General features: G+C 63.7%; 11 protein-coding genes. 6 read left to right on the top strand and 5 right to left on the bottom strand.

The annotated features are described in order from the left end of the window. Positions 1 to 163: 163 nt before the first annotated feature. Together ACNKU3_RS07560 and ACNKU3_RS07565 are read left to right on the top strand one after the other, a co-directional pair. On the top strand, positions 164 to 997 hold the full coding sequence (locus tag ACNKU3_RS07560) for a TauD/TfdA dioxygenase family protein (protein WP_418258812.1): 834 nt from the start codon (positions 164 to 166) through the stop codon (positions 995 to 997). Between the two features lie 35 nt (positions 998 to 1,032). Further along, on the top strand, positions 1,033 to 1,659 hold the full coding sequence (locus ACNKU3_RS07565) for a carboxymuconolactone decarboxylase family protein (protein ID WP_418258813.1): 627 nt from the start codon (positions 1,033 to 1,035) through the stop codon (positions 1,657 to 1,659). A gap of 43 nt (positions 1,660 to 1,702) precedes the next feature. Here ACNKU3_RS07565 and ACNKU3_RS07570 read toward each other — a convergent pair whose 3' ends face one another. Continuing rightward, positions 1,703 to 2,464 (bottom strand): SDR family NAD(P)-dependent oxidoreductase, encoded by a 762-nt coding sequence (locus ACNKU3_RS07570; protein WP_418258814.1) that lies wholly within the window; start codon positions 2,462 to 2,464, stop codon positions 1,703 to 1,705. Between the two features lie 118 nt (positions 2,465 to 2,582). Here ACNKU3_RS07570 and ACNKU3_RS07575 point away from each other — a divergent pair, with 118 nt between their 5' ends. Continuing rightward, positions 2,583 to 3,383, top strand: coding sequence for an SDR family NAD(P)-dependent oxidoreductase (locus tag ACNKU3_RS07575; protein ID WP_418258815.1), 801 nt, complete (start codon positions 2,583 to 2,585; stop codon positions 3,381 to 3,383). Between the two features lie 15 nt (positions 3,384 to 3,398). On the opposite strand, the gene ACNKU3_RS07580 is transcribed toward ACNKU3_RS07575, so the two are convergent. Together ACNKU3_RS07580 and ACNKU3_RS07585 are read right to left on the bottom strand one after the other, a co-directional pair. Continuing rightward, positions 3,399 to 4,439, bottom strand: coding sequence for a hypothetical protein (locus ACNKU3_RS07580; protein WP_418258816.1), 1,041 nt, complete (start codon positions 4,437 to 4,439; stop codon positions 3,399 to 3,401). Then, positions 4,436 to 5,641 carry a sulfotransferase family protein gene (locus ACNKU3_RS07585; protein ID WP_418258817.1) on the bottom strand — a complete coding sequence of 402 codons (1,206 nt, stop codon included), beginning with the start codon at positions 5,639 to 5,641 and terminating at the stop codon, positions 4,436 to 4,438. Before ACNKU3_RS07585 ends, ACNKU3_RS07580 begins: the two co-directional genes overlap by 4 nt. Positions 5,642 to 5,843: 202 nt before the next feature. On the opposite strand from ACNKU3_RS07585, the gene ACNKU3_RS07590 reads away from it, so the two are divergent. Both ACNKU3_RS07590 and ACNKU3_RS07595 read left to right on the top strand, forming a co-directional pair. Then, on the top strand, positions 5,844 to 7,010 hold the full coding sequence (locus ACNKU3_RS07590; protein WP_418258818.1) for an FAS1-like dehydratase domain-containing protein: 1,167 nt from the start codon (positions 5,844 to 5,846) through the stop codon (positions 7,008 to 7,010). Positions 7,011 to 7,060: 50 nt separating this feature from the next. Beyond that, the gene (locus tag ACNKU3_RS07595) at positions 7,061 to 8,329 is read left to right on the top strand and encodes a cytochrome P450 (protein WP_418258819.1); all 1,269 of its coding nucleotides are present in this window, start codon (positions 7,061 to 7,063) and stop codon (positions 8,327 to 8,329) included. A gap of 354 nt (positions 8,330 to 8,683) precedes the next feature. Here the strand turns inward: ACNKU3_RS07595 and ACNKU3_RS07600 are convergent, their stop codons facing one another. Further along, complete coding sequence (locus ACNKU3_RS07600; RefSeq protein WP_418258820.1) at positions 8,684 to 9,574, bottom strand: SDR family NAD(P)-dependent oxidoreductase; 891 nt, start codon at positions 9,572 to 9,574, stop codon at positions 8,684 to 8,686. Between the two features lie 11 nt (positions 9,575 to 9,585). Next, complete coding sequence (locus ACNKU3_RS07605; protein WP_418258821.1) at positions 9,586 to 10,395, bottom strand: SDR family NAD(P)-dependent oxidoreductase; 810 nt, start codon at positions 10,393 to 10,395, stop codon at positions 9,586 to 9,588. 238 nt (positions 10,396 to 10,633) lie between these two features. On the opposite strand from ACNKU3_RS07605, the gene ACNKU3_RS07610 reads away from it, so the two are divergent. Beyond that, on the top strand, positions 10,634 to 12,298 hold the full coding sequence (locus ACNKU3_RS07610; RefSeq protein WP_418258822.1) for a class I adenylate-forming enzyme family protein: 1,665 nt from the start codon (positions 10,634 to 10,636) through the stop codon (positions 12,296 to 12,298). The last annotated feature ends 72 nt before the right edge of the window (positions 12,299 to 12,370 follow it).

Consider the following 12,370-nt stretch of genomic DNA (forward strand, 5'->3'; position numbering starts at 1 on the left):
ACGAATGGCGCCTTCATCTAGTCCCCCCGATCCCGCACCGCGGTACATCCGTAACCGCAATCGCAATTTGATGCCTGTTGACAGAAGAATCCTGGCGGTGATATAAACTGAACACCTGTTCAAATTATACCACAACCCCATCCATACTGAGGAGCTTGTCGCCATGACGATGACTAGTCCCGCGACCGAACCCGGATTGCAGAGAACTGATTTAACCCCGCGTATTGCGAGCGAACTGCACGCGGACACCGACCTGTTGGTCAGCGGAGTGTATTCCCAGGAAATCCGCGCTCTGCTGGAAGAGCGGGGTGTGGTCGCCTTCCGAGAGCTGAACCTCAGTGACGAGCAGCAGATCGCCTTTACTCAGACGCTCGCCACCCAGACCCAGAGCTACGAGATCACCAAAATCACCATGGACCCCCTGGAAAACCCCAAGGCGGACTACATCAAGGGCGCGTTCTACTGGCATATCGACGGGACCATGTTGCGCACCCCGATATTCGCCTCGGTAATGAGTTCCCGTCGGCTTTCCGAGACCGGCGGCCAGACCGAATTTTCCAATACCTACGCCGCCTATGACGCTCTGTCCGACGAGGACAAGGCAGCGCTGGAGAACCTGCGGGTCGTTCACATGTTCGAGACTTCACAGCGCTACATCCGCCCGGAGCCGAGCTATGAGGAATTGCAGAAGTGGCAGGAGTTCCAGCCCAACACCCTGCCCCTGGTGTGGACACACCGCTCAGGGCGCAAGTCGTTGGTACTGGGCTCCACCGCCTCCCACGTCGAGGGCATGGACCTGCGTGAAGGATGGGCACTGCTGACCCGACTGCGCGACTGGGCAACCCGGCCGGAGTTCGTCTATCGCCACGAGTGGAAGCTCGGCGACCTGGTCATCTGGGACAATACCGGCACTATGCACCGCGCCCTGCCCTATGCCATGGACAGTGGCCGCCTGATGTACCGCACCCAGATCGCCGGCGACGAACCGTTCGCATAGGGACTGCGCCTGCAGCGCCCTGACGACATACCACGATGTCCACAGACGATGAAATCCATGCCCGGCAATCGGAGATCACCGGGCACCCCCCCCGTATAGCCGCACAGCACACCGACGATGTACTGGCTGCCGCGCGCGCGCAGTTGGCGAAGATCGCCGGCGTGGGCAGCGGCAAGCCGATGGACCTGGAACAGGTGCCGGTGCCCGAGATGCTGCTCACGGTGATGTGCCACCGAGAGCTGTTCGCGCGCCTGGCGGATGTGTCGGTCTTCCTGCTGCAGCAGCCGTCGCTGCCAAAGCGGGACCGCCAGCTGATGATCCTGCGGACCGCCTGGCTGCTGGGGATTCCCTACATATGGGGAGAGCACGTCAAGGTCTCCCGCAACCTCGGCCTCAGCAGCGAGGACATCGAGCAGGCCACTGTGGGCTCCGGGTCCGACCACTGGGACGCTCACGAGCGTGCGCTGTTGCGCGCCGTGGAAGAACTGCGGGCGAATGCGATGATCTCCGACGCCACCTGGGCCGTACTGGCCGAACGCTACGACGAACAGCAGCTGTTCGAGCTGCCGGTACTGGTGGGCCAGTTTTCTACCGTGGGCTATTTCCAGAATGCACTGCGGATACCGCTGAGCCGGGGCAACGCGGGACTCGCCGCGCGCTAGCGGAACCGCACGACCCGGCGCCCCCTATGCCGGGAGGCGGGCATCAGGGACAGCAGCCACCGTTGACCCCCAGTGTCTGCGCGGTAATATACCCTGCCTCCTCCGAGGCAAAAAACGCGCAGGCCGCCGCGACCTCCAGCGGTTCGCCAACCCTGGGTATCGGGTAGGAAGCGAGAATCTGTTCCGGCGGGGCGGCGAACAATTCCATATCGATCGCGCGCTGCGCCATCGGCGTCATGATGAATCCCGGCGAGACGGCGTTGACGGTAATGCCTTTGCAGCCCAGCTCCACCGCCAGCGAGCGCGTCATCGCCGTCACGCCGCCCTTGGTCGCGGTGTAGTGCGCCATGTTGGGCGCCCCGGTCTGCGCGCCCAGTGCCGTGATATTGACGATTCGGCCCCACCCGGCGGCCAGCATGTCCGGCAGCACTGCCTGCGTCACGATGTACACACCCTTCAAGTTGACCGCCATCAGCCGGTCCCACAGCGCATCGTCGATCTCGGCGAAGGGCGTGAAATCCTCGATGCCGGCGTTGTTGACCAGGATGGTGACCGGGCCGAGTTGCCCGCGTACCTGTGCCAGCGCGGTTTCCACCTGCGCGCGGTCGGACACGTCCGCCTGTACCGCCATGGCGACACCGCCGGCAGTCTCGATCTGCGCCGCTACCCGGGCAATGTTATCCCGACTGCGCCCCATCACCGCCACCCGGCGGCCCTGTTGCGCCAGTCGCAGGCAGGTCGCGGCGCCAATACCCTCGCCGCCACCGGTGACCAGCGCGACTCGCTGTTCCGCTCCGCTTTCCATACGCCATCCTCATTATTCTTGTCGCAGCGTTCGTCATGGTGTTAGCATCGAACGGACAAGTCAATCCGTTTCCCGCGGGCCATCGATTATAACGACCAATAATGACGAGGTGCGGCACATGGGCGTCGATGCAGAACTCATCGCGAAATTCGATCTCAGCGGCAAGGTGGCGGTAGTCACTGGCGCCGGTTCCGGGCTCGGCCAGGAGATGGCGCGGGTGCTGTCACTGGCGGGAGCCCGGCTGCTGCTTGCGGACGTCAACGACGACGGGCTGAAACACACTGCGGCGCTGCTCCAGGGGCACGGCGCCGACACCCTGCACAGGGTGGCGGACGTCACCGACCCCGGGGCCATGGACGCCCTCGCGCTATCTGCCGTCGAGCACTTCGGCGGGCTGGATATCTGGATCAACTCGGCGGGCCTGCCGCTGGTTGCACCGGTGCTCGATACTACAGCGGAAGCCGCCGCACCCGTTGTGGCAGTGAACATGATGGGTACGTTCTGGGGCTGCGCCGCAGCCGCCCGCCACATGCCCAGCGGCGGCAGTATCATCAACATCTCCTCCGGGGGCGGCGACCGGCCGGTGCCGTGCATGTCCATCTACTGCATGACCAAGGCTGCGGTCAACCAGCTCACCCTGGTCTGCGCGCAGGAATTCGGCAGCGCCGGCATCCGGGTCAACGCCATCGCCCCGGCCTGGAACGAAACCCCGATGGGCACCAGCCTGTTCCGCGACGAGCGGGGCGAAATCGACGAGGCACAGCGCGAGCGCGTGCGCGCGGAACAGGCCGCGGCGAACCCGCTGGGCCGCAACAGCACGGCGGAGGACATCGCCATGACCGCGCTTTACCTGGCCTCGGACGCCAGCGGCTTTGTCAACGGCCAGGTACTGCACGTGGACGGCGGCGCCCGCGGCTAGCCGGCGGCCCCCGGGCTAGGCCGTGCGCAGGCGCTCGCGCAGGGTACAGCGCTCGATCAGGCCGATCGTCTCCTCGCCATCCCAGGTGTAGCGCGCGACGCCCTGGTGCAACACCGAGTTCCCAGCCATCTCGAACAGGTGGTGATCGAAGGTCGAGAGCATGGTTTCACCGGCAATGGCGATCTCGCCCAGGGGCGTGTGCAGCACCAGCGAGGCATCCTCGCCTGCCAAGCCCAATTGCGTCATCCATGGAGCGGACAGGACCCGTGCCGGCGACAGGGCGCCCTCGCCGCCGTAGACAAAGCCTTCGTTGAAGGACTGGCTGCCGTCAGCGCCCGGCGCAAAAGCGATGGCGCCGAAGGCCCGGCCGGAAGGAAACAGGGCCGAGTGCTGGCAGTGGCCGGTAGCGGCTCCCATGTTGCGCACACCCTGGCGGCGAACCCGCATGCCGGTGCCGGCGATGGGATACTCCCGACCGGCTATCGACGCCCGGCCCTGCAGGCGGCACAACTGCTCGTAACGCAGCCCGCCCATCAGGGCACCGGCATCCGCCGACTTCATCTTGCGCGCGGCTTCGGCGGTCATGCCGCCCATCAGCCAGGGCGGCGCCGCCATCCGGGCCTCGACGTCGAAGGCCATGTCGACGGTCTCGCCATCGCGCAGGTCGCCCAGTTGTGCGGCAGATGTGGTCTGCAACGCCTGGCCAGCAAAACTGACACGCCAGCGACGCAACGGCTCCAGGCACTGGAAGCGCAGCGGTCCAGCACCGCGAATCGCGGCCAGCCCCCGCTCATCGAAGGGCGCATGGGCGGCCTCGCCGGACCAGACCCGCAGCGCCCGCCCGTCGGCGAGGGCCGCATTGATCTGTATCCGCGGGTGCTCCCAGTCCTCACCAACGGCGTCGATGGTAATGCGTGGAAAGGCTATCTCTCCGTCGTCGTTCATGATCCACAGCGATGCGGAGTCGCGAAACCCCGGGTGTTCCGGCGGGCCGGGCAGGAAGTAGTCGAGACCGGGATCCAGCCCGCCGCTGAGGTCGCCCCCCGGGGTGGTCATGCCGCGAGCTCCGGGCGAATACCAAAGCCGAACCCGAAACGCTCCACATAGGGCGCCAATACACGGTTGATGGCGTCACCCTCGATACCGTAGTCCCCGGGGGAGTGCCGGTGAACCCCGTGCTTGGTCTGCGGGTTGTGCTCCAGCCAGGCGCGGATGCCCGCTGCGTGCTGCGCGGACATTGCCAGGCCAAAATGGCCGTAGATGCGCTCTACGGTCGCTACCGGGTTGGCCATCAGGTCGTGGTAGGAGACGTCGATGAAGCGCGCATCACCCAGCTTGTCGCGGGCCCGCATGCCTTTGAGCAGCGTGGCGCACTGGTGCTCCACGGCAATGCGGCCGAAAGCCATGCGCTCCTCCCCCTGCGGCGCAGTGCCCGCGATTCCCTGCAGGATCGCCTGCACGCTAGTGAGCGAGGGCAATTGCTCGGAGAGGTCGCGGTGGGTCCACACCAGCATGGCGTCCGGGTACTGCACCACAAGTTCCTCCAGCCACAGCAGGTGATCCGAGCCTTTCAGCGCCCACCGCCTGCCGGTCGAACCCCACTGCAAGTGCTGGAGGAAATCATGGTGAAAACCCAACGCTGCCGAGTGGTCCGCCTCCAGCAGGTAGCGGCGGTAGGATTCGCTGCGGTAGAAGCAATACAACTGCTGCGAGGTAAAGGTCATGTTGAGGATATCGCTGCCGCACTCGGCCAGCGCACTCGCCCCCTCCTCGATCATGTAGGGATGCGTGACGAAGATATCCGGTATCGGGTCGAACAGCCCCATCAGGCGCTGCTGTGCGCGCTGCATGCGCTCTGCCGACGGGGCGCCGATGGCCGGGGGCGGGCTCGGCTCCAGGCAAACCCAGTGCTCGACGGCATTGTTCCAGGAATCCTGGTTGAGCAGCGTATGCAGCAGTGTCGACCCGGAGCGCGGCGGGCCGATGACTATGATCGGCGCGCGAATTTCCTGGGCGGCGATTTCGGGAAAGCGCTTGCGGTCCTCCACCAGTTGCAGGCGCAGGCTGAGCAGATGGACGAAGTAGTCTATCGCCGGGCCGCGGGCGTCCTCGCGCATCGCAGGCCAGCGCTCGGCCTGCACGGCCTCCATGTAGGCCCGCAATCCGGCATGCCTTGCCGGATCACCGAAATCGGACAGGCCCGTTCGCTCGCTCGCCATGTTCAGCAGGGAATCTACGCTGGGGCATGCAGTGAACATGATCAGGGCTCCCACCAGTTAAAATAGTTATATAGAGATGTTCGTCATATTATTAGCAGTAGAATTGCGATGCAACATTGACTGGCTAACTTGACGGGTATAACACATTGACGTATCCAGGCATACAGCGCTAATATCCTGACGAACAACCACATAAAACCAGCATCGCCCTCGGTGCCGACCGAACCCAGGAGCATCCTCCATGACCGACAAAACCCTCGACTGTTCTGATCTCGACAACTACATTGGCAAGCCGTTGACGCCGTTCACCCTGAAGGATCCCCTGCACAATATGGACTTCCGCCGCTGGGCGCAGGCCATGCACTACCCCAACCTGCTGCACTACGATGACGAGTTCGCCGCTCGCAGCCGCTACGGACGACTGGTGGCACCGCAATCCTTCACCATCGCCGCGGGGGAAGGTCACGGCGCCTGCCCTGCCGGAGTCGGCAACATCCCCGACTCCCACCTGATTTTCGGCGGCGACGAGTGGTGGTTCTACGGCCCGCGGCTGTTCGCCGGCGACCAGGTGATCCTGCAGAAAACACCGTTCGATTACGTGGTCAAGGAAACCGGCTTTGCCGGCCCCACCTGTTTCCAGCGCGGTGACAACGACTACTACAAGCAGGACGGCGCCCTGTTCGCCAGGCAGCGCTCCACCTCCATCCGCTACCGGCGGGACCTCGCCCTGGAGAAAGGATCCCTGACCCAGACCGATGATCCCGCGTGGACCGATGAGGAACTGGCCGATATCGAGACGCGCAAGCTCGAGTACATCAACATGATGCACGAGTTGGGTCATGGCCGCCGTTTCTGGGACGACTGCAATGTCGGCGACGCGTTGCCGGTCCGGGTATTCGGCCCCCACAGCGTCGCCAGCTTTGCCACCGAGTGGCGTTCCTACCTGATGACGGTCTGGGGCGCGGCGCACCGCAACCGGGACTGCGACCCCGGCGCACTGGGCTACGTCGGACCGATGGCCGGCTTCGAAATGGACCCGATAGAGGAGCGCATCAACCCGGAGAACACAGACGGTGCCTATATCGGCCCCTCCCGCGGCCACCTGTTCACCCGCTGGGCGCAGTACGTCGGCATGCCCCGGCCCTACGGCTACGGCGCCTCCATGGGCGCCTGGATCATAGATTACCTGGCCGGCTGGGCCGGGGAATGGGGCATGGTTGTACACTGCAACTCCCAGTACCGGGGCCCGGCGTTCTCGGGCGATATCACCCTGCAAACCGGCGAAATCGTCGACAAGCTCACGGATGAAGATGGACGTAGCCTGGTGCAGATAAAGACCAAAATGGCCAACCAGGACGGTACCGTGATGGCGATTGCGACGGCCGAGGTCGAGCTGCCGAAGCGCTAGCTTCCGCCCCCGTCCTTCCACTACAGCGAATCAAACTGACAGGCTTCCGAATGGACCAGAACGAACCCGATTTCTACAGCGACCCCGCCGTCATCCAGGACCCGAAAGCGTATTTCGACATGAAGCGCGCGCAGTCGCCGGTTGCCTGGGAACCCCACCACCACACGCTGATGGTCACCGGCTACGACGCCGTGCAGGAAGTACTGCGCAGTGGCGACGACACTTTCTCATCCGCGGCCTCCGTCGTCGGGCCGATCCCCGGCCTGCCGTTCACGCCACAGGGCGAAGACATCAACGACCAGATCGAGCAGCACCGCTACGAGATGCCCTGGGGGCAACACATCGTCTGCTTCGACGGGCAATATCACACCGACTACCGCGCGCTGATGGCGGGCATTCTCAACCCGCGGCGAATCAAGCAGAACGAGGAGTACCTCTACGGCCTGGCGGACCGCCTGCTCGACGGCCTGCTGGACAAGGGCAAGTGCAATATCGTGCCCGAGTTCGCCCACGCCGCCACCACCTATGCCATTTCCGACCTGATGGGGATTCCGGTACCGGACCGCGCAGAACTGCTGGAGTTGATCGGCGCGCCACCCAGCCAGCTCGAGGGCGACGCGGTACACAAGGTCGGCCCGGACCCGCTGGTGTTCCTCAAGCCACGTTTCGAGCAGTACTTGCGTGAGCGCCAGGAAAACCCGGGGTCCGACCTGATGACGGAGATGGCCACGGCGACCATGCGCGACGGCTCGCCGCCGGACTTCGACACGCTGGCCCGGCTCGCGTGTTTCCTCTTCGGCGCCGGGCAGGACACGACCTCGCGCCTGATCGCGATGGGAATCAAGGTCCTGGCCGAAGACCGGGAACTGCAGCAGCGTCTGCGCCGCGAGCCGGAACGTATCCCCCATTTCATCGAGGAAACCCTGCGCTACGACGCCCCAGTGAAGGTGGCCTATCGCCTTGCCCGCCGCCACACCAAAGTGGCCGGCGTGGACGTGCCAGCGGGCACTATCGTGACGGTCTGCATGACAGCGGCCAGCAACGACCCGGCGCACTTTGAAAATCCACGGGAGTTCAATATCGACCGGCCCAACGTGCGCGATCATATCGGCTTCAGCAAGGGCCGGCACACCTGTATAGGCGCACCCCTGGGACGCCTGGAGTCACGCATCGCCATCGAGCGCTTCCTCGCGCGCACCAGCGAGATCAGTATCGACGAAGAGCACCACGGCAGCGCGGGGAACCGCCACTACCGCTACGAGCCTACCTACACCTTCCGCAGCCTGGCGGACCTGTACGTGACATTCGTCCCGGCCTGACGGCCGCCCCGGCGCCGGACCAGCCGGGGGAGTGAAGGCGGGCCATCGGTCCGCCCTGCCGGGGCCGCACCAGCGCCATCCACCACGCTGGCCGACGGGACTCCCCACCACCCCACTGCATCAGTGAGCCACCCGCCTGCACTGCCCATCCCCCGGCCCGCGCACCTCCCACAACCGGGGTGCAGGCAGGTCGCCCGGCCCTGCGCGATCTTTCATCTGTTGCAGATGAACAATATATTTTTATATGTGCAATATTAGGTGGCTAACCTAAAATCGACCGAAACAGCGTTCCAGTACACCGGCCTGCACGCAGGCGTGGAAGCAACCTGCAGGTCCTGCAGCCTGGCGGCTCGGTCAGCGCGAAATCAGGCCGAGAGATCGCAGTCGGGCAGTGGAGCCGCCATCAACGGGGATATCGATACCGGTGATGAAGCTGGCGGCGCCTGAGGCAAGGAAGTCCACCACGTCGACGATTTCCAGCACACTGCCTTGACGTCCCAGGGGAACTTCCCTCGCGGCCTTTACGTCTCGGGTAACCAGGTGCTTGTTGCCCTGTCCGTCAAACAGCGGGGTTTTCGCACCGCTGGTGCGACCCATGCTGGTGTTGATCAGGCCGGGCGATACTGACACCGCGCGTATCTGTCGCGGCCCCCACTCAAGCGCGAGGCGCCTAGCAAGGCGGTTGATTCCCTGCTTGGCCATGAAATAGGCCTCAAGAAAATCCGGCTCCCGGCCAAAGGCCTCGGCCAGTTTATCAATGAATCCTGGCTGTAGCGGTGCGTCGAGCAGGGATTCAATGCGGGCATCTACCGGGCACTGGTAGCTGCCGGTCGATGAAATCAGCACGGCCACACCGCCAGGCTGCATCGCTGGCGAGACGGCATCGGCAACCCGGTGAGCACCCAGCAGATCGACTTCCATGACCCTGCGCCAGCCGATGGCAGCGCCGGCGACAGCCGCCACGTGAGCCAGTACTTCCACGCCGCCCACCCCGGACAGCTGCCCCGCCAGCTCCCGGACCGAAGCCGGGTCGGTAATATCGCACTCAGTGCCGGAAACGAGATACCCCTCGTCCGCCAGGCTAGCCACGCTGGCCTCGAGGCGCTGACTGTCGATGTCGGCGAGCAGCAGCGGTCTGCGCCTGCCGAGCACCCGCGCACAGCCCACGCCCATGTCGCCGCAGCCGATGACCAGGGCGACTGGCGCATTGGAATAGTATGGGGGCTGATGTGCTGTATCAGGCACCTGACGCGCGCTCAGCAGGTCTCCCCTGCATCCACCAGCAGGGTACTTCCGGTCATGAACATCGACATATCCGAGGCGCAGAACAGCACTGCGCGGGCGATGTCGTCAGGCACTCCGACGCGCCCGAGCATGGATGTCAGGGTGGCGGCGATTTCCGAGCGCACGCGCTCCGGCAAGGCATCGAGGGCCGCCATGTTGCCCTCGGTTTCACAGAATGTCGGCGCGACGCCGAGTACGCGTATGTCATGGGGCGCGAGCTCCATCGCCATCTGTTTGACCATGCCGCGCACGCCATGCTTGGAAGTGACGTAGGCGGAAACCCCCGGGGCCACGCCATTGAATCCCGCGGTGGATACGATATTGATAATAACACCGCCGTGGCCGGCGTCGATCATCCGCTGGGCGGCCTCTCGCGACCCCCTGTACACACCGCGCAGGTTCACGGCCATCACGTTGTCCCAAAGTTCGTCGCTCATGTCAAAGAGGCCGACGTTGGGGTAGAGACCGGCATTGTTGACCCATATGTCCAACCGACCGAGTTCGCTGACCGCCAGGACCGCCGCAGCTACGATAGAGTCGCTATCGGTCACGTCCAGTCGGGTGGCCACTACACGGGCGCCATACCGTGAGGCTATTTCCTCGGCAGCACGCTCAGCCTGCTCTATTTTAAGGTCCCCTATAAGAACACTTGCGCCGGCTTCGGCGAGTCGATTGGCTATCGCCCGGCCCAGCCCCTGTGCGGCGCCGGTGACCACGGCCACGCGATTTTCGAGGGATATCAGTTGTTGAAGCGAGTGACCGGAAACGTCAGCAATTGGCATTGCCACATACCTTTATTCGTTAGGTTATTGAATTTCGTCACATTATTAGCAGTAGCCGTCTCGGCTGTCAACGGAAGCGTATTTTCGCCCGGGGTACAATTGCATTTTCAATAGTTATTCGTCACTATGTTAGCAGAGTAGCGCCAATCTGGAGGCGCGGCGGCGAGCGTGTTGCGCCCGTTCCAGGTGGAAGCCGATGGCAGTGGACAAATAGCAATAAAATGACAGGGCCCTCACAATGACCACCCTTTCAGAATTCTCCGGCATCCCGCTGGCAGAAGAAACCGGCATAGGCTCCCTCACCCTGGGTGGCTTTGCGCGGGAAGTCAGCGGACGTTTCACGGAACACGAGGCCATTTGCTGGCGCAATCTCTCCGGAAAGATGTTCCGATATAGCTATCGGGAGTTCTACGCCGAATGCCGCAACATCGCCAGCGCCCTGCTCGCCCTCGGCGTGAGCCGGGGCACGCGGGTAGGCATACTCGCCAGCAATCGCCCGGAGTGGCTGTTCTGCGTATTCGGCGCATCCATGGCAGGCGCCACCACAGTTGCATTGAACACCTTTTCGCCGCAGCGGGAGTTGAAGCTACAACTGGAAATCGCGGATGTATCGATACTTTTGATGGAAGCCGGTGTCGGCTCGCGAAATTTCATCGAGGAAATTTCCGGCATTGTCCCCGGGCTGGGCGAGTACGCTCCCGGGGAACTGCTCACCCCTGAATTGCCATTCCTGCGCCGTGTGGTCTGTATCGACGCAACCGAAGGCGCGCCCGGAATCCAGTCCTGGGCTGACTTTCGCGCCGCCGGCGCTTCGATCAGCGACGCACTGCTCGACGCGGCCGACGATTGCGTCAGCCCCGCCGACGATGCGCTGATTTTCTTTTCGTCCGGCTCGACGGCCCAGCCCAAGGCCATCCGGCAGTCCCAGCGCGCGGCCTCCCTCCAGTGCTGGCGATGCGGCAAGATGTTCGACCTCGATACCGAATCGAGGGTGTGGAATGCCAATGGGTTTTTCTTCTCCGGCAACTTCGCCATGGCCTTCGGCACGTTGGCCCGCGGGGGCTGTATGGTCCTACTGCGTTATTTCGATCCGGACAGGGCACTGGAACTTATAGAACAGGAGCGCGTGACATGCGTGCTCGCCTGGCCGCACCAGGAAGCTCGCCTCAAGGAATGTCCCGACTGGGAAGCCCGCGACTTCTCCTCGGTCAAGCGCATGGTGGCGGACTCCGCATTCCACGACCACCCGACCGTCACCAGCCAGTGGAAGGGCATGAACGGTTACGGCAGTACCGAGACATTCACCTTCGTCGCCGCCGTTTCCGGCGAGGATTATAACGAGACGAACCAGGGTACAGTCTGGCCAGGTAACACGATTCGCATAGTCGACCCGGAGACCGGCGAGACACTGCCCATCGGCGAGACCGGCGAAATCGTCGTCAAGGGGCCTACCCTCATGCTCGGCTACCTGAAGTCGGTGTCCGAGGACTGCTTCGACAGGGAGGGCTTCTTCCACACCGCCGACGCCGGCTATTTCTCCGAAAGCGGTCACCTGTACTGGAAGGGCCGCCTCAGCGACATGATCAAGACCGGCGGTGCGAATGTCTCTCCCGCCGAGATCAACGAGATCCTCAACCAGCATCCGGCGGTCCAGTACTGCCACACGGTTGGCGTGCCCGACCCGACGTTCGGCGAACTGGTCGTCGCCTGCGTGCTCCTGCGGGAAGGCGCAGAGGTAGAGGTATCCGATATCCAGTCCTTCGCCAGGGAGCGCCTTGCCAGCTACAAGGTCCCGCGCAAGGTGCTGTTCTTCGACGAGTCCGAGATGCCGCTCACCGGCAGTAACAAGGTCAAGCTGGCGGATTTGCGGACGCTGGCAGCCAACAGGCTCGCCAACGGCTAACGACAAAACTACAACACAAGGGTCCAAAATAATGCAAAGAAAGGCCACTGAAAAAACCCGATTCCGGCAAAA

It is taken from the genome of Haliea sp. E17, from assembly GCF_048323675.1.
In the GTDB taxonomy this organism is placed as follows: domain Bacteria; phylum Pseudomonadota; class Gammaproteobacteria; order Pseudomonadales; family Halieaceae; genus Mangrovimicrobium.